22 protein-coding genes and 1 pseudogene are annotated in these 18,470 nt (G+C 74.4%); 8 read left to right on the top strand and 15 right to left on the bottom strand.

Going from position 1 to position 18,470, the window contains the following annotated elements; all coding sequences use genetic code 11:
• The first annotated feature begins 213 nt into the window (after positions 1 to 213).
• Positions 214 to 1,125, top strand: a complete 912-nt coding sequence (locus tag ACFPM7_RS01490) for a S66 peptidase family protein (RefSeq protein WP_378242900.1) — start codon at positions 214 to 216, stop codon at positions 1,123 to 1,125.
• 4 nt (positions 1,126 to 1,129) lie between these two features.
• Here ACFPM7_RS01490 and ACFPM7_RS01485 read toward each other — a convergent pair whose 3' ends face one another.
• Entirely contained in the window at positions 1,130 to 2,290 is a 1,161-nt protein-coding gene (locus ACFPM7_RS01485; RefSeq protein ID WP_378242898.1) for a DUF6297 family protein, read from the bottom strand.
• Entirely contained in the window at positions 2,287 to 2,847 is a 561-nt protein-coding gene (locus ACFPM7_RS01480; protein WP_378242896.1) for an ABC transporter ATP-binding protein, read from the bottom strand. Before ACFPM7_RS01480 ends, ACFPM7_RS01485 begins: the two co-directional genes overlap by 4 nt.
• Before the next feature lie 84 nt (positions 2,848 to 2,931).
• Here ACFPM7_RS01480 and ACFPM7_RS01475 point away from each other — a divergent pair, with 84 nt between their 5' ends.
• The 3 genes and pseudogenes from ACFPM7_RS01475 to ACFPM7_RS01465 form a co-directional block, all read left to right on the top strand.
• Positions 2,932 to 3,666: a class I SAM-dependent methyltransferase gene (locus ACFPM7_RS01475; RefSeq protein ID WP_378242894.1), complete on the top strand. Its 735-nt coding sequence runs from the start codon at positions 2,932 to 2,934 to the stop codon at positions 3,664 to 3,666.
• 7 nt (positions 3,667 to 3,673) lie between these two features.
• Entirely contained in the window at positions 3,674 to 3,961 is a 288-nt protein-coding gene (locus ACFPM7_RS01470; RefSeq protein ID WP_378242892.1) for a DUF6191 domain-containing protein, read from the top strand.
• 140 nt (positions 3,962 to 4,101) lie between these two features.
• Positions 4,102 to 4,427, top strand: a pseudogene (locus ACFPM7_RS01465) (DedA family protein); the annotation flags it as partial.
• Here ACFPM7_RS01465 and ACFPM7_RS01460 read toward each other — a convergent pair.
• Complete coding sequence (locus ACFPM7_RS01460; protein ID WP_378242890.1) at positions 4,417 to 5,016, bottom strand: nucleoside/nucleotide kinase family protein; 600 nt, start codon at positions 5,014 to 5,016, stop codon at positions 4,417 to 4,419. The pseudogene ACFPM7_RS01465 and the gene ACFPM7_RS01460 overlap by 11 nt on opposite strands.
• 76 nt (positions 5,017 to 5,092) lie before the next feature.
• Between ACFPM7_RS01460 and ACFPM7_RS01455 the strand changes: the two genes are divergently transcribed.
• Together ACFPM7_RS01455 and ACFPM7_RS01450 are read left to right on the top strand one after the other, a co-directional pair.
• Positions 5,093 to 6,100, top strand: coding sequence for a LacI family DNA-binding transcriptional regulator (locus ACFPM7_RS01455; protein WP_378243805.1), 1,008 nt, complete (start codon positions 5,093 to 5,095; stop codon positions 6,098 to 6,100).
• 137 nt (positions 6,101 to 6,237) lie between these two features.
• Complete coding sequence (locus ACFPM7_RS01450; RefSeq protein WP_378242888.1) at positions 6,238 to 6,801, top strand: RICIN domain-containing protein; 564 nt, start codon at positions 6,238 to 6,240, stop codon at positions 6,799 to 6,801.
• A gap of 114 nt (positions 6,802 to 6,915) precedes the next feature.
• On the opposite strand, the gene ACFPM7_RS01445 is transcribed toward ACFPM7_RS01450, so the two are convergent.
• Both ACFPM7_RS01445 and ACFPM7_RS01440 read right to left on the bottom strand, forming a co-directional pair.
• The gene (locus ACFPM7_RS01445) at positions 6,916 to 7,650 is read right to left on the bottom strand and encodes an SDR family oxidoreductase (RefSeq protein WP_378242886.1); all 735 of its coding nucleotides are present in this window, start codon (positions 7,648 to 7,650) and stop codon (positions 6,916 to 6,918) included.
• Entirely contained in the window at positions 7,647 to 8,780 is a 1,134-nt protein-coding gene (locus tag ACFPM7_RS01440) for a glycoside hydrolase family 76 protein (RefSeq protein ID WP_378242884.1), read from the bottom strand. The genes ACFPM7_RS01445 and ACFPM7_RS01440 overlap by 4 nt, the downstream gene beginning before the upstream one ends.
• 94 nt (positions 8,781 to 8,874) lie before the next feature.
• Between ACFPM7_RS01440 and ACFPM7_RS01435 the strand changes: the two genes are divergently transcribed.
• Complete coding sequence (locus ACFPM7_RS01435; RefSeq protein WP_378242881.1) at positions 8,875 to 10,989, top strand: molybdopterin-dependent oxidoreductase; 2,115 nt, start codon at positions 8,875 to 8,877, stop codon at positions 10,987 to 10,989.
• Here the strand turns inward: ACFPM7_RS01435 and ACFPM7_RS01430 are convergent.
• The 7 genes from ACFPM7_RS01430 to ACFPM7_RS01400 all read right to left on the bottom strand — a co-directional run bounded on the left by ACFPM7_RS01430 (position 10,976) and on the right by ACFPM7_RS01400 (position 15,659).
• Positions 10,976 to 11,515 (bottom strand): GNAT family N-acetyltransferase, encoded by a 540-nt coding sequence (locus tag ACFPM7_RS01430; protein ID WP_378242879.1) that lies wholly within the window; start codon positions 11,513 to 11,515, stop codon positions 10,976 to 10,978. The genes ACFPM7_RS01435 and ACFPM7_RS01430 overlap by 14 nt on opposite strands.
• Complete coding sequence (locus ACFPM7_RS01425; protein ID WP_378242877.1) at positions 11,512 to 12,156, bottom strand: TrmH family RNA methyltransferase; 645 nt, start codon at positions 12,154 to 12,156, stop codon at positions 11,512 to 11,514. The genes ACFPM7_RS01430 and ACFPM7_RS01425 overlap by 4 nt, the downstream gene beginning before the upstream one ends.
• Positions 12,153 to 12,512, bottom strand: coding sequence for a DUF2784 domain-containing protein (locus ACFPM7_RS01420; protein ID WP_378242875.1), 360 nt, complete (start codon positions 12,510 to 12,512; stop codon positions 12,153 to 12,155). The genes ACFPM7_RS01425 and ACFPM7_RS01420 overlap by 4 nt, the downstream gene beginning before the upstream one ends.
• Before the next feature lie 57 nt (positions 12,513 to 12,569).
• A complete protein-coding gene (gene pyrE, locus ACFPM7_RS01415) occupies positions 12,570 to 13,139 on the bottom strand; it encodes an orotate phosphoribosyltransferase (RefSeq protein ID WP_378242873.1) in 570 nt (189 codons plus the stop codon).
• Between the two features lie 189 nt (positions 13,140 to 13,328).
• Positions 13,329 to 14,132: an LURP-one-related family protein gene (locus tag ACFPM7_RS01410; protein ID WP_378242870.1), complete on the bottom strand. Its 804-nt coding sequence runs from the start codon at positions 14,130 to 14,132 to the stop codon at positions 13,329 to 13,331.
• Positions 14,133 to 14,142: 10 nt separating this feature from the next.
• Positions 14,143 to 14,922: an SDR family NAD(P)-dependent oxidoreductase gene (locus tag ACFPM7_RS01405; RefSeq protein ID WP_378242868.1), complete on the bottom strand. Its 780-nt coding sequence runs from the start codon at positions 14,920 to 14,922 to the stop codon at positions 14,143 to 14,145.
• 44 nt (positions 14,923 to 14,966) lie between these two features.
• Entirely contained in the window at positions 14,967 to 15,659 is a 693-nt protein-coding gene (locus ACFPM7_RS01400; RefSeq protein ID WP_378242866.1) for a type III secretion system chaperone family protein, read from the bottom strand.
• 131 nt (positions 15,660 to 15,790) lie between these two features.
• On the opposite strand from ACFPM7_RS01400, the gene ACFPM7_RS01395 reads away from it, so the two are divergent.
• On the top strand, positions 15,791 to 16,366 hold the full coding sequence (locus tag ACFPM7_RS01395) for a hypothetical protein (RefSeq protein WP_378242864.1): 576 nt from the start codon (positions 15,791 to 15,793) through the stop codon (positions 16,364 to 16,366).
• On the opposite strand, the gene ACFPM7_RS01390 is transcribed toward ACFPM7_RS01395, so the two are convergent.
• From ACFPM7_RS01390 to ACFPM7_RS01380, 3 genes are read right to left on the bottom strand one after another with little or no spacing between them, the layout of a single operon-like run.
• The gene (locus ACFPM7_RS01390) at positions 16,363 to 16,779 is read right to left on the bottom strand and encodes a DUF3151 domain-containing protein (protein WP_378242862.1); all 417 of its coding nucleotides are present in this window, start codon (positions 16,777 to 16,779) and stop codon (positions 16,363 to 16,365) included. The genes ACFPM7_RS01395 and ACFPM7_RS01390 overlap by 4 nt on opposite strands.
• A gap of 4 nt (positions 16,780 to 16,783) precedes the next feature.
• Positions 16,784 to 17,962 carry an amidohydrolase gene (locus ACFPM7_RS01385; protein WP_378242860.1) on the bottom strand — a complete coding sequence of 393 codons (1,179 nt, stop codon included), beginning with the start codon at positions 17,960 to 17,962 and terminating at the stop codon, positions 16,784 to 16,786.
• A 1-nt stretch (position 17,963) separates the two neighbouring features.
• Positions 17,964 to 18,266, bottom strand: a complete 303-nt coding sequence (locus ACFPM7_RS01380) for a GNAT family N-acetyltransferase (RefSeq protein WP_378242858.1) — start codon at positions 18,264 to 18,266, stop codon at positions 17,964 to 17,966.
• Positions 18,267 to 18,470 lie beyond the last annotated feature (204 nt).

Genomic DNA, 18,470 nt, shown 5'->3' with positions numbered 1-18,470 from the left:
CTTGCTCGCCCATAACACAGCGAGTGACGACTCTCCCCATTGTCGCCACTCGCAATTCTTGCCTATCCGCCTGTTCGGACAGTACACAGCGCAAATCAACGTCAGGTGACACCGAGGTGTCCTGGCATGAAGTTGCCAGACAACACCCGCCCGCAATCCACTTTGTCCACTAATGCTTCCACTTCCGGAACCACCGGGCGCTAGCGTGATCAGATGATCCAGCCGCCCCGACCGCGTCCCGGCGACACCGTCCGGCTGGTGTCCCCGTCCGCCCCGCCGACGAAGGCGGGCCTGTCCAGGGTCACCCGCGCGCTCCGCGAGTGGGGCCTGCGCCCCCAGGTCGCACCGCACGCCCTCGACCGCGCCGGCTACCTGGCGGGCGCCGACGCCGACCGCCTGGCCGACCTCAACGACGCGCTGGCCGACCCCGACGTGCGGGCCGTGGTCACCACCCGCGGCGGCAAGGGCGCGAGCCGCATCGCCGACCTGCTCGACCACGCCGCCCTCCGCCGCGACCCCAAGCTGCTGGTCGGGTTCAGCGACGCGACCATCCTGCAGCTCGCCGTGCTGCGCGAGACCGGGGTCGCCTGCCTGCACGGCGGCGTCGTGAGCTGGAACGCCCACCGGGCGACACCGGGCCTGGTCGAGTCGGTGCGCCTGGGCATGATGTCCACCGCCCCGGTCGTCCTGCGCGCCGACCCCGCCGAGCCCACCGCGGCGCTGACCACCTCCGGTCAGGCAGGCGGCGTGCTGGTCGGCGGGAACCTCGACCTCGTCGCCACCGCCGCGGGCTGGGCGCTGCCTCGCCTGGACGGCGCGATCCTGCTGCTGGAGAGCATCGGCGCCGGGCTTGGCCTCATCGACTGCCTGCTGACGATGCTCCTGCGCGGCGGCCACCTCGCCGGCGTGCGGGGCGTGGCGGTCGGGCAGTTCGCCAGGAGTCCGGCGGCGGGCGGGTGGACGGTGGTGGACGTGCTGCGCGACCGGCTCGGGCTGCTCGGGGTGCCGGTGCTCGGCGGGCTGCCCGTCGGTCACGGGTTCGACGTGCGGGCGGTGCCGGTGGGCGTCACGGCCGTGCTCGACGCGGACAGCGGCGAGTTGGTCGTGCAGCCTGCGGTCAGCTGAACGGTCAGGCGATGACGGTGATGCCGAAGAACAGCAGGAGCGGGCCGCGGAGGAGTTGGCGGACGAGGTTGATCGGCATGTACACGCCGCCGATGTCCATGGCGGGGCCGGGGGAGTAGTCGAGGTCCGGGCGGCTGGCCGTGCGGGCGACGGCGGCCGCGGCGACGGGGACGGCCTGGGGCGCGGCGGGCAGGCCCGCCAGGACGGCGGCGGTCATCCACAGGCCGGCGAGCACCGCGAGGACGATGACGGCGGCCAGCCAGATCTCGGTGTCGCTCTGCGGCAGCCAGCGGCGCAGACCCGCGACGCGGGTGATGTCGGCGAGGCCGCCCGCGAAGGGCAGGACGGCGAAGTAGGCGCCCAGACCCGCCCACCAGGCCGGGGCCACGACCGGGAACACCGCGTGCAGGACGGGCACCGCCAGCGCGATGAGCAGGGCGGCGGCGAGCATCCCGCGCCGGGCCACGACGCCGCCGACCACGAAGCGCCACGCGCCGCCCAGGCGCAGCCGGTGCGGCAGGGCGCGGGGGAGCAGGGCGAGGACGTCGCCGAAGGCGGCGGCCACCGCGCGCACGACGTGCGCCTTGTGGCCGGCGACCAGCTCGCGCCGACCCGGACGGTGGATCGGGCCCCAGGCGAGGACGGCGGCCAGCAGCAGCGCGCCCGCCACCGCCCACAGCCAGCCCGTGCCGACGAACAGCGCGCCCGCGGCGGCCAGGCCGAACGGCACCGCGGTCTCCAGCCACCGCCGACGGCGGCGCCGGGCGGCGACGTAGGCGAACACCGCCGCCGAGCAGGCCACCGCCAGCAGCGCGGGCGCCCCCGTCCAGCCGAGCACCAGGCCCGCCGCGACGAACAGGTACCCCACGACCGCGAAGCGCCCCGCCACCGCCCGCAGCAGCCCCCGCCGCGCCACGGCGCCGCGGTCGGCCGGGTCGTCCCAGGTCAGCCGGGCCGGGTGCAGGCGCAGGAAGTCGCGTCGCAGCAGCGACATGACCGCGACCGCCAGCGCCGCCAGCACCACCGCGCCCAACGCGCCCTCGGGCAGCTCGTGCGCGCCGACGAACCGCTCGCGCAGCAGGTCGGCCCGGTAGAGGGGCAGGGTGAGCAGCCCGGCGACGACGAACAGCGCCATGGCCCACTCGGCCCTGAGCAACCGCCTCACAGCCGCACCACCTGGTCGGCGACCTTCGCCACCAGCGGCGCGTGGTGGCTGGCGATCACCACGGCCGAGGTCTTCTTCGCCTCGGTGATGATCTCCGCCAGCCAGCCGCGCGCCGTGGCGTCCAGGGCGCGCTCGGGTTCGTCCAGCAGCAGCACCCGGTGTTCGCGGCGCACGGCACCGGTGAGCAGCAGCCTGCGGCGCTGGCCCGCCGACATCTCCACCGACGCGATGTCGGGCAGCCCGGTCTCCCCAGCCAGTCCGAGCATGTGCATGTGCTGCTCAGGGGTGTACTCGTCGTAGAGCGCCGAGTCGTCCAGCACGACCGACACCGCCCGCCGGAAGTCCGGTTCGCGCTCGTCCGGCGTGCGCCCGACCACGCTGACCGTGCCCTCGGTGGGCTCTTGCAGCCCGTAGAGCGCGTGCAGCAGCGTCGACTTGCCCGACCCGTTCGCCCCGACCACCGCCACGCACTCCCCGGCCGCCACGGCCAGGTCGAGGTCGCGGAACAGCCACCGCTCCCCCATGCGCACGCCGAGCCCGCTCGCCTCGATCACCACGCAGTGCCAACGTCGGCCGAGCCGGGCGAGTTCCGCCGGAACTCCCGCGCGCCGCGGTCCACCACCGCAGGAGAATGCCGAGCCGTGTACTCCGACTCCGACGCCGCCGCGCTCTACGACACCCTCAATCCCTGGGGCGACAACGACGCGTTCTACCTGGCCCACGTCCTGCGCGCCCGCGCGGCGCTCGATGTCGGCTGCGGCACCGGCCGCCTGCTGCACCGCGCCCGCGACGCCGGCCACCCCGGCAGGCTGACCGGCATCGATCCCGACCGCGCCGCCCTCGACCGGGCCCGCCGCCGCACCGACGTCGAGTGGGTCGAAGGGACCGCCGCCGACATCGGCGGGCAGGCGGAGTTCGACCTGGCCACCATGGCGAGCAACGCCTTCCAGTGCCTGGTCTCCGACGAGGACCTGCACGCCTCCCTCACCGCGATCCGCGCCGCGCTCACCGACGACGGCCGCTTCGTGTTCGAGACCCGCAACCCCGCCGCCGAGCAGTGGCGCGACTGGCACCCCGGCAACGCCGTCGACGTCACCGACCGCCACGGCCGCGAGCTGCGCGTGCTGCACCGCGTCGAGTCCGCCGAGCGGGGCCTGGTCACCTTCACCGAGACCACCGCCACCCGCGACGGCGTCCCTCTGCGCACCGACCGCGCGACCCTGCGCTTCCTCACCGAGCCCGAGCTGCGCGCCGCCCTGGCCGCCGCCGGCTTCACCGTCGCCGACGTGCGCGGCGGCTGGCACGGCGAACCGCTCACCGACACCTGCCTGAGCATCGTGGTGACGGCGGAACCCGCGGGAGCGCCCGCGCGTTGAGCCGGACGTGGTCGAGACGGTCCTGGGCTGGAGCATCCCCGGCATCACCCTGGCGATGGTCGCCGTGGGCCTCTGGGAGCTGCGCGGGCAGAAGCGCCGAGGCAAGGCGGGCACCCCGCTGACGGCCACCTATGTCGATGAGTTCACCGCGATCTTCTACGGCACCAAGCGCTGGGAACTCGACCACCGCGACACCCAGTCGATGATGCGCGAGGAGGACGCCCAGGGCGGTCCGCCGCTGGGCGTCGACCTCGACGCCGGGACGGTCGTGCTGCCGCCCCGGACCGGCAGGTGACCGGCAGACCGAGAACCGGGCAACCCCGGTGAACTACGCGCTTTCCCCGGCAGGCGACTGCGGATCGGCACGCACCCTCCAGCCGTGACCACCGCGACCGGCGTGCTCGACTCGGCGGGCCCCCTGCTCGTCTGGGTGACGGCTACCGCGTCGGCGCCAGGACCGGCCACGCGATCATCACCCGCAGGGGCGGCCGGGTGCTCCACGCCGACAACCTGGCCAGGTCCAGGACGTCCTGGACCGGCGCGGGTTCTGGGCGGTCGTGCCGGCCCGCTGGCTGCCGTGGGTGCGCACCCTGGCCCCGCTGATCGCGGGCGCGGCCAGGATGGACCCGCGCCGGTTCGCCGCCGCCGCCGTCGGCAGTGTCGCGTTCTTCGTCGTCGGCACCGCGTGGGGGATCTGGAAGTACCGCCAGGAGATGCCCAAGCCTGCCGACGCGATCGACACGGTCACCGTCACAGGCTGATCCGCAGGTCGGCCAGGTGCGCGGTCGCGGCGACGACCTCGGCGTTGCGCTCGTCGGAGCCCATCGTGCGCTCCCACGCCTGCTCGGCCGTCCGGCCGAACTCCTCGTGCCGGGCGGCCAGCCGCGCGCGGCGCACCTCGTCGCCGGGGTCGACGTACCAGACCTCGTCGAGCAGGGCCCGCACCCGCGGCCACAGCAGCAGGTAGTTGCCCTCGGTGATGACCAGCCCGACGTCGTCGGGCACCGCGACGGCGCAGGCGATCGGCTCCTCCAGCGCGCGGTCGAACCGCGGCGCGTAGACGATCTTGTCGGTCCTGGCCCTTAGCCTGGCCAGCAGGTCGGCGTAGCCGTCGGCGTCGAAGGTGTGGGGAGCGCCTTTGCGCCCGGCGGTCCCGTGCCGGTCGAGCACCGCCTGGGCGAGGTGGAAGCCGTCCATCCCGACCAGCGCGGCCCGCTCGCCGAGCGCGTCCGCCAGCCGCGCCGCCAGGGTGGACTTGCCCGCGCCCGGCGGCCCGCAGACGCCGAGCAGACGGCGGCCGGGAAGCAGCCCGGACGCGCGGACGAGGAGGTCGTCGAAGGTCGGTCGCATAGTCCTCACCTCTGACGGGTAATGTCCCGCAAGCGTTTGCAGCGAAATGGGAGCAGGGTTTCACGTCGTGGCCACCATGCAGGATGTCGCCCGGATCGCCGGGGTGTCGATCAGCACCGTGTCGCATGTGGTCAACGAGACCCGGGCGGTCGCCGAGCCCACCAGGGTGCGGGTGCTCGCCGCGATCGAGACCACCGGCTACACCGGCAACGCGATCGCGCGCTCGCTGGTCACCGGCGGCACCGACTCCATCGGCGTGGCCATGTCGCTGCTGGCCAACCCGCACCTGCCGCAGCTGCTGCACGCCATCGAGGCCGAGGCCGCCGCGGCCGGCTACACCGTCCTCATCGGCGACACCTTCGACACCTCCGACGGCGAGCGCGACGCCGTGCGCAGGCTGCGCGCCCGCCGGGTCGACGGCGTGCTGCTGACCCCCGTCCCCGGCGACACCGAGACCTTGGACTCGCTGGCCCGCACCGGCGTGCCCGCGGTGCTGGTCGACCGGGTCTCGCACAAGGTGAAGCTGGACCAGGTCGGCCCGGAGAACATCCAGTCGACCTCGGCGCTGGTCTCCCACCTGGCCGCCGCCGGGCACCGGCGGATCGGCTTCATCAGCGGCGTGGACTGGGTCGGCGCGAGCGAGGAGCGCACCCTCGGCTACCGGCTCGGCCTGGGCCGCGCCGGGCTGCGCTGGGACTCCAACCTGGTCGCCGGCGGCGGCGCCACCCACGAGGACGGCGTGCTGGCGCTGCGCAGGCTGCTGACCGTCCCCGAGCGGCCCACCGCGGTGATCACCGGCAACGGCGCGATGACGGCGGGCGCCTACCGCGAGGCCCGCGACCACGGCCTGGAACTGGGCCGCGACATCGCCATCGTCGGGCACGACGAGGTCGAGTGGGCCGAGCTGGTCCGCCCCGGCATCACCACGATGGCGCACCCGGTCGACGAGATCGGCCGCACCGCCGTGCGGCTGCTGCTGAGCAGGCTGCGCGAGCCCGAGCGCGACCCGGAGACGGTGCTGCTGCCGCCGGTGCTGGTGCACCGCGGCTCGTGCGGCTGCCCGCCCCCCGACCCGGCGCCCTGACGGGTGTTCCCGACGGGTGGCGCTGTCACCGCCCGCTGACGACGCCGCGCCCCGGTCGGGTGGGCGGCGGTCCCGGTGGGGTGGTCGGCCCGGTTTCGGCCCGCCGGAGCGCCTCGCCTGCCGGTAGGCACGAGGACATGAGTGCCACCGAACGCAAGGCGTGGACCCGTCCCGCACTTCGGATGCTCACCGGGGTCACCGCCGTCGCCATCACCGCCCTGCTGCCGGGAACCGCGAGCGCGGACACCGTCGAACCCGACCGCTACCGCATCGTCTCCGCGCTGACCGGCCAGTGCCTCGCGCTGGGCTCCGGGATCGCGGAGCTGGCCGACTGCGGCAGCGACACGACCGTCTGGGACATCGTTCCCGCCACCGAGTCCGCACTGGAGGAACCAGTACCCGAAGAGCCCGCGCCCGCACCGGGCCCCGACAGGCTCGCCCTCGCCGACGGCGAGGCGCTGCTCATCCGCAACGTGCTGGACTGCGTCGGCAACGACGGCGCGCTCGCCGAGTGCGGCTCCGAAGAGCAGCAGAGCTGGACCTTCCGGGGCACCGAGACCGGCGACTACACCATCGTCGCCGAGAACGGCAAGGCGCTGGCCGTAGTCGAGGCCGCCGACGAGACCGCGGGCGACACCATCCACACCACCGACATCAGCGGCGAGCTGGGCGAGGTCTGGCTGCTCGAAAAGGTCGAGTAGGCGCGCGCACCCGCGCAACTCCCGCGACTCCAGCGCACCCTCACCCGCTGGCTCGTCGACCGCGCGTTCGCCCACGACGCAGGCCGCACGAGCCCGGTACGGCCCGGACCCCGCCTAGAACCCGCCGGAGACCGGCAGCACGGCCCCGGTCACGAACGACGCCTGCGGCCCCAGCAGCCACAGGATGCCGTCGGCGATCTCCTCCGGCTCGCCCGCGCGCCCGATCGGGATGACCGCGCCGAGCCGGTCCGGTCGGCCGGGGTCGCCCGCGGCGGCGTGCAGCTCGGTGCGCACGACGCCGGGCGCGATCGTGTTGACCCGCACGCCCTCGGCCGCGACCTCCAGCGCCAGCCCGTAGGCCAGGGTCTCGACGGCGGCCTTGGACGCCGCGTAGTGCGCCCACTCGCCCGGCGACCCGCGCTTGGCCGCCGTGCTGGACACCGCGACGATCGCCCCGCCCGCGCCGCCGTGGCGGGTGGACATCCGCCGGACCGCGGCCCGCAGGCAGTGGAACACGCCCAGCACGTTGACCTCCAGCACCCGGCGCATGGCCTCGGCGGGCACCTCGTCCACCCGGCCGCGGACCTCGCCGGTCACGCCCGCGTTGGCCACCAGGGCCGTCACCGGGCCCAGCTCGGCCGCCGCGGCGAACAGGTCATCGACCTCGGACTCGACGGACACGTCGGCCCGGACCGCGATGGCCCGCCTGCCCGAGGCGCGCACCTCGGCGACGACGGACTCGGCCGCGGCGGCGTCGCCGGCGTAGTTGACGACCACGTCGTGCGGGGCCCGCCTGCACACCGCGGCCCCGATCCCCCGGCTGCCGCCGGTCACCACAAGAACGCTCACCGCGCCATGCTGGCACGCCCTTCGAGCCGGGCGGCGGCCTCCAGCGCCATCCAGCCCGAGAGCTGCACCGACAGGTCCCGCTCCGGCGGGCTCCCCCGGCGCGGCACCACGGCGGGGACGGCGGACTCGGGGCCGAACAGCGGCCCGCCGGGAACCGCGGCCCGGTTGCGCCACAGCGCCTCGGCCGAGTCCAGCACCAGGCGGGCGGCGGCCTCGCCCGCCGCGGTGGCCTCGCCCGCCGCGGCGGGCAGGCGGATCGCGGCGTCGGCCAGGTAGCGGGTGAGGATGCCGGTGAACAGGCCGCCGTCGTGGCCGCCGTGCCCGCGCAGGACGCCGCCGGGGGCGAGGTGGTCCCGCACGGCGCGCACGGTGCGCGCGGCCAGCTCCGCCCACGGGCCGCCCGGGTCCTGCTCGGCCATCTCCACGCACGCGCCCAGGTGCACGCCCTGGCAGTAGGTGTAGATCACGGTGACGATCTCGCCGACCCCGCCGTCGGCGTCGACGTACAGGCCGTCCCACATCAGGTCGGTGTCCGGGTCGCGCAGCGAGCGCTCCATCCACTGGGTCATCGCCCTGGCGCGCTGCCCGTCGGCGCGGTCGACCCCGGCGCGGGCGAGCAGGATCGCGGCGGGGCCGTTGGCCGGGACGTTCTTGAAGGTGTCCTTGCGCCGCCACCAGATCCCGCCGCCGCCGTGGTCGGTCCACCCCTCGCGCAGCTGGGCGGTGATCGCGGCGAGCGCGGGCCGGGCGTCGACGACGTCGCGGGCGCGGTGCAGGGCCAGGCCCAGCCAGGCGATGTCGTCGTAGTAGTCGTTGGTCCAGTTGCGGAAGTTGCGCAGGTGCACGCCGCGGACCAGCTGGGCGAGCAGCTCGGCGCGCTCGGCGGCCGGGGCGCGCTCCTGGGCGTCGACCACGCAGTCGATGAGGTGGGCCTGCCACCAGTAGTGCCAGCGGGTGTGCAGCCGGTCGGCCAGGCGCGCGGGCCAGGCCGTCACGCCGAGGCGGGTGCCCGGCAGCGCCCACAGCCTGCGCAGGTGGCGGCGGCGCACGGCGCGCTCGGCGACGCCCGCGCGGGCGGCCCAGAGGCCGGGAGAGCGCTCGGTCTCGGCGTGCTGCGCTCCGCGGGTCATACCCAATCGTGGCTACTTAATCGGTTCCGATGCCCCTTGCGAACGGTGAAATCACTGATTCGGGCCACGGCCTTCCCGTGCGAGGCTGGAACACATGCCCACCCACCACGTGACCTGCCCGCTCTGCGAGGCGACCTGCGGACTCTCGATCACCGCCGAGGGCGGCGCGGTGACCTCGGTGCGGGGCGACGCCCTGGACGTGTTCTCCCGCGGCTACCTGTGCCCGAAGGGCGCATCGATCGGCGCGCTGCACGCCGACCCCGACCGGCTGCGCACGCCGCTGCTCAAGCGCGGTGGGCGCTTCACCGAGGCGACGTGGGAGGAGGCGTACGCCGAGATCGCGGCCCGGCTCGGCGGCGTCACCGGCGACTCGGTGGCCGTCTACCTCGGCAACCCGGGCGTGCACAACCTCTCGACCGCGCTCTACGGGCGGGCGCTGATCAAGTCGCTGAACACGAAGAACGTGTACACGGCCAGCTCGCTGGACCAGGCGCCCAAGCAGTTCGCGGCGGGCTACCTATTCGGCGACCCGATGACCGTGGCGGTGCCCGACCTCGACCGCACGGACTACCTGCTGCTGCTCGGGGCGAACCCGCTGGTGTCCAACGGCAGCATGATGACCTCGCCGGACACCCGGGGCAGGCTGCGCGCGATCCGCGCCCGCGGCGGCCGCGTCGTCGTGGTCGACCCGATGCGCTCGCGCACCGCCGAGCTGGCCGACGAGCACCTGCCGATCCGCCCCGGCGGCGACGCGTTCCTGCTGTTCGCCCTGGTCAACGTCCTCTTCGCCGATGGCATCGCGGTCGACCCCGGCGAGCTGGCCACCGGTGTGGACGAGGTCCGCGCGCTCGCGGCCCCCTTCACCCCCGACGCGGTGGCGGGGGCGACCGGCCTGGCGGCGGCCGACATCCGCAGGCTCGCCCACGAGCTGGCCGCCGCGCCGAGCGCCGCGGTGTACGGCCGCATCGGCACCACGGCGCAGCGCTTCGGCACGCTGGCCAGCTGGCTGGTCGACGTGCTCAACGTCCTCACCGGCAACCTGGACCGCCCCGGCGGGGCCATGTTCCCGCTGGCCGCCGTCGGCCAGGCCAACTCCGGCGGCGGACGCAGGCCGTTCCGCCACGGCCGCTGGCGCAGCCGCGTGCGCGGCCTGCCCGAGGTGATGGGCGAACTCCCCGCCGCCACCCTGGCCGAGGAGATCACCACCCCCGGCGACGGCCAGGTCCGCGCCCTGATCACCCTCTCCGGCAACCCGTGCCTGAGCGCCCCCAACGCCGACCGGCTCACCGAAGCCCTGCGCGGCCTGGACTTCATGGTCTCGGTGGACATCTACCTCAACGAGACCACGCGCCACGCCGACGTCATCCTCCCCGGCACCTCGCCGCTGGAGCGCCCGCACTACGACATCGCCCTCTACCAGTTCGCCGTCCGCAACGTCGCCAACTGGAGCGAGGCCGTGCTGCCGACATCGCTGCCGCAGGAGTGGGAAACCCTGCTGCGCCTGACCGGCGCCATCCTCGGACAGTCCGATATGGACGCCCTGGACGACGTCGTCGCCGCCACGGTCGCCGCTCGGGCGGGCGTCGCGCCCGCCCCCGGCCGCGGCCCCGAACGCCTCGTCGCCACCCTCCTCGCCGCCGGCCCCTACGACCTGACGATGGAGGACCTGCGCGCCCACCCCCACGGCATCGACCTCGGCCCCCTCGCCCCCCGCCTGCCCGCCGTCCTGTCCACCGCCAGCGGCAAAGTCGACCTGGCCGCCCCCGCCCTCACCGCCGACGTCCCCCGCCTGACCGAGGAGCTGGCCACCCGCCGCGAGGACACGATGGTCCTCATAGGACGCCGCAACCTGCGCTCGAATAACTCCTGGATGCACAACGTCGAACCCCTGCTGGGCGGCCAGAACCGCTGCACGGCGATGATCAACCCCGCCGACGCCGCCCGGCTGTCCCTCATCGACGGCGCCCCCTGCGTCGTCCGCTCCCGCACCGGCAAGATCACCATCCCGGTCGAGGTGAGCGACCGGGTCCGCGAGGGCGTGGTCAGCATCCCGCACGGCTGGGGCCACGACCTCCCCGACACCCGGACCGCCGTCGCGGCGGCGCACCCGGGCGTCAACACCAACGTCCTGGCCGACGACCGGCTCTTGGACGGCCCGACGGGAACGGCGGTGCTGAACGGGATACCGGTGCGGGTCAGTCCGGCGTGACGGGCAGCGCCAGCCGCCAGACCATGCCCACGCCCGTCTCCCCGGGCGCGACGATCGGCCGGGTCTCCTCGGCGTCGACCAGGGTGAAGCCGAGGCGGTGCGGGATCGCGCGGCTCGGGTGGTTGGCGCGGTCGTGGTGGATCTCGACGTGGTCGACGTCCTCCACGGTCGCGGCCAGGGCGATGAGGGTGCGGGTGGCGCGGGTGGCGTGGCCGCGGCCGGTGTGGGCCGGGTGCAGCCAGTAGCCGATCTCCAGGCCGCGGGGGCCGATGGTGGTGTCGAGGCCGCAGACACCGATCGGGTCGCCGTCGGGGGCGATGGCGTAGTGGAAGGCGGCGCCGTCGGCCCAGGACGTCTCGGCCATGGCGAGGAACCCGGCTGCGGAGTCCACTGTGTACTCCGAGGTGGCCCACGGCATCCACGGCCGCAGGGCGGGGCGCGCGGCCCGGACCAGTGCGGCCAGGTCCTCGGCGGTGACCTCGGTGACCCGGACCAGCGCGTCGGCGCGCTCGGGCGGCCTGCTCACCACGCGGTCTCCAGGTCGGCGTGGTCGCGGACCCAGGAGTGCATGACGATGCCCGCCGCGACGCCGGCGTTGATGGAGCGGGTGGAGCCGAACTGGGCGATGGACACCAGCAGGTCGGCGGCAGCGCGGGCGTCCTCGGTCAGGCCGGGGCCCTCCTGGCCGAAGACCAGCACGCACGAGGCGGGCAGCGCGGCGCTCTCCACCCGGACCGAGCCCGGCGTGTTGTCCACACCCACGATCGCCAGCCCCGCCGAGCGCGCGAACTCGACCAGCGAGCCGATGTCCGGGTGGTGCAGCACGTGCTGGTAGCGGTCGGTCACCATCGCGCCCCGGCGGTTCCAGCGCTTGCGGCCGACGATGTGCACCGCGCGCGCGGCGAAGGCGTTGGCGGTGCGGACCACGGTCCCGATGTTGTGGTCGTGCTGGAAGTTCTCGATCGCCACGTGGAAGCCGTGCCGGCGGCTGTCCAAGTCCGCGACCACGGCCTCCCTGCTCCAGTACCGGTAGGCGTCGACGACGTTGCGGCGGTCGCCCTCGGCCAGCAGGGTCTCGTCGTAGCGGGGGTCATCCGGCCAGTGACCAGGCCAGGGACCGACACCGACGGGCTCGCCGAACACCCATTCCGTGGGGCCTTCGCTCACACCTTCACACCTTTGCGGAAACGCGCGTACACACCGGCGTAGGAGACGACCAGCACCAGCACCGCGACCACGGCCACCACCGGCAGCATCGACTCCGGGAACAGCGTGCCGTAGATGTAGTGCTCGTTGAACCCGCCCGGCAGGTCTTCCAAGCCCTGCTGCCTGCGGAAATGGTTCTCCAGGTCGGTCAGCGGGCAGTCGATGGGCGCGAGGTTGACCAGCACCCCCCAGGCGGCGAAGAAGATGTGCAGGAAGATCGTCTTCGGCCACTTCCACGCCAGGAAACCGCCGAAGCCGATGTAGACCAGCGCGAGGAAATGCACGACCATCGTCGCCGTCGCCAGCAGCCCCGCCATCGCCGTCCACCTCCCCGAGGACCTCACGGTACCCGGGAAGTGTCCGTTTCGGCGCGGTCAGCCCTGGTCAGGAAGACCAAGATCGCTGAGATCGAGCAGCGACCGGTACGGCAGGCCCGCCGCCTCGACCGCCAGCCGCGCCGCGTCACCGCGGTTGACCACGGTCGCCACGCCCACCACGACCGCCCCGGCCTCGCGCAGCGCCTCGACCGCGGTGAGCACGCTGCCGCCGGTGGTGGAGGTGTCCTCCACGGCCAGCACGCGCTGCCCGGCGACCTCGATGCCCTCGATGCGCCGCTGCATGCCGTGGCGCTTGGTCTCCTTGCGCACGACGAAGGCGTCCAGCACCTCACCGGCCGCCGCGGCGGCGTGCATCATCGCCAGCGCCACCGGGTCGGCGCCGAGGGTGAGGCCGCCGACGGCGACGTAGTCCCAGTCGGCGGTCAGCGACCGCAGCAGCCGCCCGATCAGCGGGGCGGCGGCGTGGTGCAGCGTCGCCCGGCGCAGGTCGACGTAGTAGTCGGCCTCCTTGCCGGAGGACAGCGTGACCCGGCCGTGCACGACGGCCAGTTCGGTCACCAGGCGGGCCAGCTCGGCCTTGGCGGTCTCATCCACAGCGGTTCGCACAGGACGGCACCCTCTCACGCGCGGGCGGCGGGCACCGCCGCGGCCGGGTGTGAGGTGCGTTGCGGCGGTCCCCGCCGAGGGCCTACACCGTCGCGGATGCGGATCTGCAGGATCACCGCGGCCGACGCCGGAGCACCGGGCCAGGGGAGTGGGACCGTCGAGGCCCGCTCCGCCGACCTGCGGTGAGGCTCAGCCCAGGCCGCGGTCGTCCTGCTTGAGCGCGGTGTCCACCGTCAGCGCCGAGGCGACGACCAGGCTCAGCAGCGGGTCGGAGAGCTGCCGGTGGATCTGCAGGACGTAGTTGTCGGCCGTGGTGAACATCGTCTTCGCCAGGCCCTCGAACGTCTTGGTGATGCGGGCGACCTCGGCGCCGCCGACGTCGGTGATCGCGAAGTTCCACGCCCGCCAGTTCTCGGCCTGGATGCCGCCGACGCGCTGCCCGCCGACCTCGAAGGCGAAGCGGATCTTGCCGATGGCGTTCTCCTGGCGGATCTCGCCGACCGGGGAGCCGTCGCCGCGCTCGACCAGCACGCGCGACTTCACGAGCTTGGCCGGGCGGGTCAGCCGCAGCGCCACCTGCCCGTGCGCGTCGCGGACCTCCAGGCGGTGGGTCATGAACTGGTCGACGCTGCTGACGAACCGCAGCGCCTTCTTCAGCGCGCTCTGCCCGACCTGAACGACCGCGCCGATCTGGCGGCCGTGCTGGTCGTAGACGGCGTACTCGTTGGCCATCTCGATCAGCTTCACCCGCTGGTTGACCACCAGCACCGGCTCGGTGAACAGGGTGCCGCCGCCGGGCCCGGTCTGCCCGACGCCCGCGGCGCGCTGCTGCTCCTTGAGCCGGTTCGGGTCGGCGGGACCGTCCAGGGACAGCTCCCACGGGCTGGCGTCGTCGGCCCGCCGGGTCTGCTGGGTCCACTGGGCGCCGTCCCAGTAGCGCAGCACGGGCGAGCCCTGCGCCTCCGGGTACCAGCCGGGCTGCGGATTCGTCATGGCCGCGAACCTAGCCGCGGTTGCGCCCGGCGGCCACCCGCCGCTCCAGCGCGCGCAGCAGCCCGCGCGGGACGAGCTTGGCGAAGCCCACCAGCGCCTTGTACTGCGGGCCGGGGATCGACCGGGTGCGGCCGTGGACGAGGTCGTCGAGGCAGTCGGCGACCACCCGGTCGGCCTGCAGCCACAGGAAGTCCGGCAGCTCGGTCATGTCGTCGCCCGCGCGCTCGTGGAACTCGGTGTGGGTGAACCCCGGGCACAGCGCCACCACCCGCACACCGGTGCCCGCCAGGTTCGCCGACAGCCCCTCCGACAGCGCCGTGACGTAGGCCTTCGTCGCCCCGTAGGACGGGCCGCTCGCCGGGAAGAAGCCTGCGATGCTGGAGACGTTGACGACGCCGCCGTGCCCGCGCGCGATCATGCCGGGTAGCGCGGCCCTGGTCAGCCGCATGACGGTGGTGACGTTGAGGTCCAGCTGGGACTGCAGCCAGGCCGGGTCCGCGGTGGCGAAGGCGCCTCGGGTGCCGAAGCCCGCGTTGTTGACCAGCAGGTCGACCGGGCGCTCCTCGTCGGCCAGGCGGTCCTCGACGCGCTTGCGGGCGCGGGTCGTCGTCAGGTCCGCGGTCATGGTCTGCACGGCGACGCCGTGCGCGTCGGACAGCTCGGCGGCGACGGCCTTGAGCCGCTCGGTCGTGCGGGCGACGATGACCAGGTCGTATCCGTCGGCGGCCAGCCTGCGGGCGAAGGCCCCGCCGATTCCCGCGGTGGCGCCGGTGATCAGGGCGGTGGGCATGCTGGAACGCTACCCCCGGGAAGACCCGGTCACTCCTGGTTCACTCACTCGTCACCGCCGTTGCCGCGGCTCGCCTCGATCTCGCCGGGCTGCTCGACCTCGGCGTCGAAGGGGTCCACCACGTCGGCGATCTCGCCGAGGCTGCGCAGCAGCCGCTCCAGCCGCGACGGCGAGGAGTTCGGCGCGGAGGCGGCCAGCACCCAGCCGTCCTCGATCCAGGCGACGGCCACGTCCTGCCCGAGGTCCTCGGTGGCGTCGACCAGGTCCGGGGTGATCAGGGTGCGGGCGGCGGCGATGTCGGAGACGAAGGCGTAGCGCTGGCCGACCGGGCCGAGCAGCTCGGGCATGTGCTCGCGCTGGAACGGCGTGCTCGGCACCCACAGCTCCACCACGACCGGGTGCGCGCGCTTGCACTGGACAGCGGAGATGACGGTGTTGACCCGCCCGCCCGCCTCCAGGTCGAACACGTACACCTTGCGCCTGCCGTCGGCGGTGAAGGTGGACCCGGCGACGACGTCGCGGGCGACCCCGTCGCCGTAGTAGGCGATCGCGCCGCCGCTCCACTGTCCCGGGAGGACGTGGTCGGTCTCGGCGAACTGCCACCCGCGCAGCGAGGCCCACCGCCTGCGCTCGCGGTTTCGCGAGGTCAGGCGCGCTCGGTCGCGCATCAGGAAGAGAGCGCCCGCGGCCAGAGCCACGAACGCCACCAGGAACCAGACCCACCAGGCGACGCCCACGGTTGGCAGCGTAGTCGTCGCGGCGCGTCGTTCAAGATCACGGGGGCGTGGCATGCGCACTGATTGCCGCCCTTGTGGACATCCCGGGGCCCGCGGCGGCCGGGCGATGCTGCGCGCGGAGGAGGTGCGCCGTGCCTGAAACGATCAAGAACGACGGCGGTGCGTCGCCGCTCGGGCCGGAGGACGTGGCGACCCGCAGGCGCATGACCGCCGAGCAGCGCGTCGGGGCGCTGGAGTCGGCGGCCAACGACGAGCTGACCGCCGCGGGCGTGCCCTCCGTCCGGTTCCGCCTGGACCCGGCGACCGCGCGGTACGCCCGGTTCGACGCCGCCACCTGGGTCGCCCTGGTCGAGCCGAGCCCCTTCGACCCCGCGACCGCCGAGGCGCTGACCGAGGACGAGCGGGGCCGCGTCGCCGGGACGATCTACCACGAGGCCCGCCACGCCGAGCAGTGGTTCGAGATCGCCCGCCTGCTCGCCGGCCTGCACGGCTTCGACGCCGCGCGCATCGCCGAGGAGATGACCATCCCCGAGCACGTCGCCGAGGCCGCCGCCGCCGACCCGACGACCCGGTGCACGCTGAACAACGGCCGCGCCTTCGCCTGGTACGAGAGCGTCTACGGCGGCGACTTCCGACCGTGCACAGAGGACAGCGCCGACCCGCCGCGCAGAGCGGTCGGGTCGGCTGCCGGGGACCTGACGGCCTAGGCCGTGCGCGCGGCGATGGCGGCCGGGGCCTCGGGGTCGGAGTCGGCCAGGAACTGCGTGCAGCGGGCGTGCTCCTCGGCGTCGCCGATGGAGCCGGCCGCCGCGGCCAGCGCGGCGAGGGCGCGCAGGAAGCCCTGGTTGGGGCGGTGCGACCACGGCACCGGGCCGTGGCCCTTCCAGCCCGCGCGGCGCAGCTGGTCGAGGCCGCGGTGGTAGCCGGTGCGCGCGTAGGCGTAGGCGGCGACGTCCTCGCCCGCGGCCAGCGCCGACTCGGCGAGGGCGGCCCACGCCTCGCTGAAGTCGGGCCAGCGGCGGGCGACGTCGGTGGGGTTCTCGCCGCCCTCGATCGCCGCCTGCTGCTCGGGGCGGTCGGGGAGGCGGGCGGGCTCGGGGCCGAGGAGGTTGCCGTGCATGGGGTCAATCCTGCCGCAGCCAGGTGCGCGCCGCGGCGACCAGGGCGGTGACACCGCGCTCGATCGTGGGATCGATGACCGGGGCGAACAGCGGCGAGTGGTTGGCGGGCAGCCCGAGCACGATCTCCCGCAGCCGCTCGAAGGAGTCCGCGCCCGCGAACAGCGCCGGGTCGGCGCAGCCCATCAGCCAGTAGACCAGCGGCACGCCCGCGGCGTCGGCGAAGACGCCGACGTCCTCGCTGCCGGTGACCGGGCCGGGGTCCACGACGGCGAACCCGTCGAAGGCGGACCGGGTGCGCTCGACGGCCCCGGCGTCGTTGACCACCGTCGGGAAGCTGGACTCCAGCACGACATCGGGGTCGCGCTCGGCCCCCGACGCGCGGGCCTCGGCGACGGCGATCCGCTCGATCGCGGCGAGCGTGCGCGCGCGGACCTTCGGGTCGTAGCTGCGCACGCTGATCTTCAGCTCGGCGCTGTCGGGGATGATGTTGGCGACCGTGCCCGCGCTGATCGCGCCGACGGTCACCACCGCGGTGTCCCCGCCCGCGGTCTCCCGCGAGACGACCGTCTGCAACCGCATGACCGTCGCGGCGGCCATCACGACCGGGTCCACCGCGGCCTCCGGCCGCGACCCGTGCCCGCCGCGCCCGTGCAGGGTGACCGTCAGCGTGTCGGCGGCGGCGAAGGACGGCCCGGCCCGCAGCCCGAGCACCCCGGCGGGCATCGGCGCCACGTGCTGCCCGAGCACCACGTCCGGGGCGCCGAACCGGTCGAACAGCCCGGCGTCGACCATGGCCTGTGCCCCGCCCCCGACCTCCTCGGCGGGCTGGAACACCGCCATCACGGTGCCCGACCACTCCAGCCCGACGAGCTGCTCGGCGGCCCCCACCAGGCAGGTGACGTGCATGTCGTGCCCGCAGGCGTGCATCACGCCGTCCACGGAGCTGGCGTAGTCCAGGCCGGTGTTCTCGGCCATCGGCAGCGCGTCCATGTCCGCGCGCAGCAGCACTGTCGGCCCGGCGCCGCGCCGCAGCACCCCGACGACCCCGGTCCCGCCGACGCCCTCGGCCACCTCGTACCCGGCCGCGCGCAGCCTGCGGGCGGCGATGGCGGCGGTGCGCGTCTCGGCGAAGGCGAGCTCGGGGTGGCGGTGCAGATCGCGGTAGAGCTCGGCCAGGGTCATGTCAGTCCTTGGCCGAGGTGCGGTTCTGGTAGGCGAGGTCCAGGTACTCCGGGTGCCGCCGCATCCACCCCGAGATGAACGGGCACGTCGCCAGCACACCGAGACCCCGCCGCCGCGCCTCGTCCAGCGCCGCCCGCGCCAGCGCGCTGCCCACGCCCCTGCCCTCGAACGCGGGGTCCACCTCGGTGTGCGGGAAGACGATCAGGTCCGCGCCCAGCAGGTACTCCGCGTGCCCGGCCCGCTGGCCGTCCACAGTGGCCTCGAACCGCCGCGCGTCCACGTTGTCCACAACCTCGACACTCATCCCCCGAGCATCCCCGAACCCCGCCCGCACGGCAACGGTGATCATCCGAGGGCGAACACCGCCTCACCGGCCCACCACCCCGGTCAGCACGGCCACCGGCCGATCCTCGCCGAACGGCCCGTCCCCGATCCGCTCCCGCACCCGCCTCGGCGTACCTGGCCCGACTCGCCGCGTCGGGGGTAGCCGGGCCGGAAGCGGGCTTAG

This window comes from Actinokineospora guangxiensis, from assembly GCF_042657845.1.
GTDB lineage: Bacteria > Actinomycetota > Actinomycetes > Mycobacteriales > Pseudonocardiaceae > Actinokineospora > Actinokineospora guangxiensis.
The sequence above is the reverse complement of the archived record's forward strand: the minus strand, read 5'-3'. Positions and strand labels throughout refer to the sequence as shown.

Bases quoted from the DNA above. Each gene is read 5' to 3' on its own strand.
- ACFPM7_RS01490 (WP_378242900.1), top strand. From the start codon at position 214: ATGATCCAGCCGCCCCGACCGCGTCCCGGCGACACCGTCCGGCTGGTG.
- ACFPM7_RS01460 (WP_378242890.1), bottom strand. From the start codon at position 5,016: ATGCGACCGACCTTCGACGACCTCCTCGTCCGCGCGTCCGGGCTGCTT.
- ACFPM7_RS01455 (WP_378243805.1), top strand. From the start codon at position 5,093: ATGCAGGATGTCGCCCGGATCGCCGGGGTGTCGATCAGCACCGTGTCG.
- ACFPM7_RS01450 (WP_378242888.1), top strand. From the start codon at position 6,238: ATGAGTGCCACCGAACGCAAGGCGTGGACCCGTCCCGCACTTCGGATG.
- ACFPM7_RS01440 (WP_378242884.1), bottom strand. From the start codon at position 8,780: ATGACCCGCGGAGCGCAGCACGCCGAGACCGAGCGCTCTCCCGGCCTC.
- ACFPM7_RS01435 (WP_378242881.1), top strand. From the start codon at position 8,875: ATGCCCACCCACCACGTGACCTGCCCGCTCTGCGAGGCGACCTGCGGA.
- ACFPM7_RS01420 (WP_378242875.1), bottom strand. From the start codon at position 12,512: ATGGCGGGGCTGCTGGCGACGGCGACGATGGTCGTGCATTTCCTCGCG.
- ACFPM7_RS01410 (WP_378242870.1), bottom strand. From the start codon at position 14,132: ATGACGAATCCGCAGCCCGGCTGGTACCCGGAGGCGCAGGGCTCGCCC.
- ACFPM7_RS01405 (WP_378242868.1), bottom strand. From the start codon at position 14,922: ATGCCCACCGCCCTGATCACCGGCGCCACCGCGGGAATCGGCGGGGCC.
- ACFPM7_RS01390 (WP_378242862.1), bottom strand. From the start codon at position 16,779: ATGCACGGCAACCTCCTCGGCCCCGAGCCCGCCCGCCTCCCCGACCGC.
- ACFPM7_RS01385 (WP_378242860.1), bottom strand. From the start codon at position 17,962: ATGACCCTGGCCGAGCTCTACCGCGATCTGCACCGCCACCCCGAGCTC.
- ACFPM7_RS01380 (WP_378242858.1), bottom strand. From the start codon at position 18,266: ATGAGTGTCGAGGTTGTGGACAACGTGGACGCGCGGCGGTTCGAGGCC.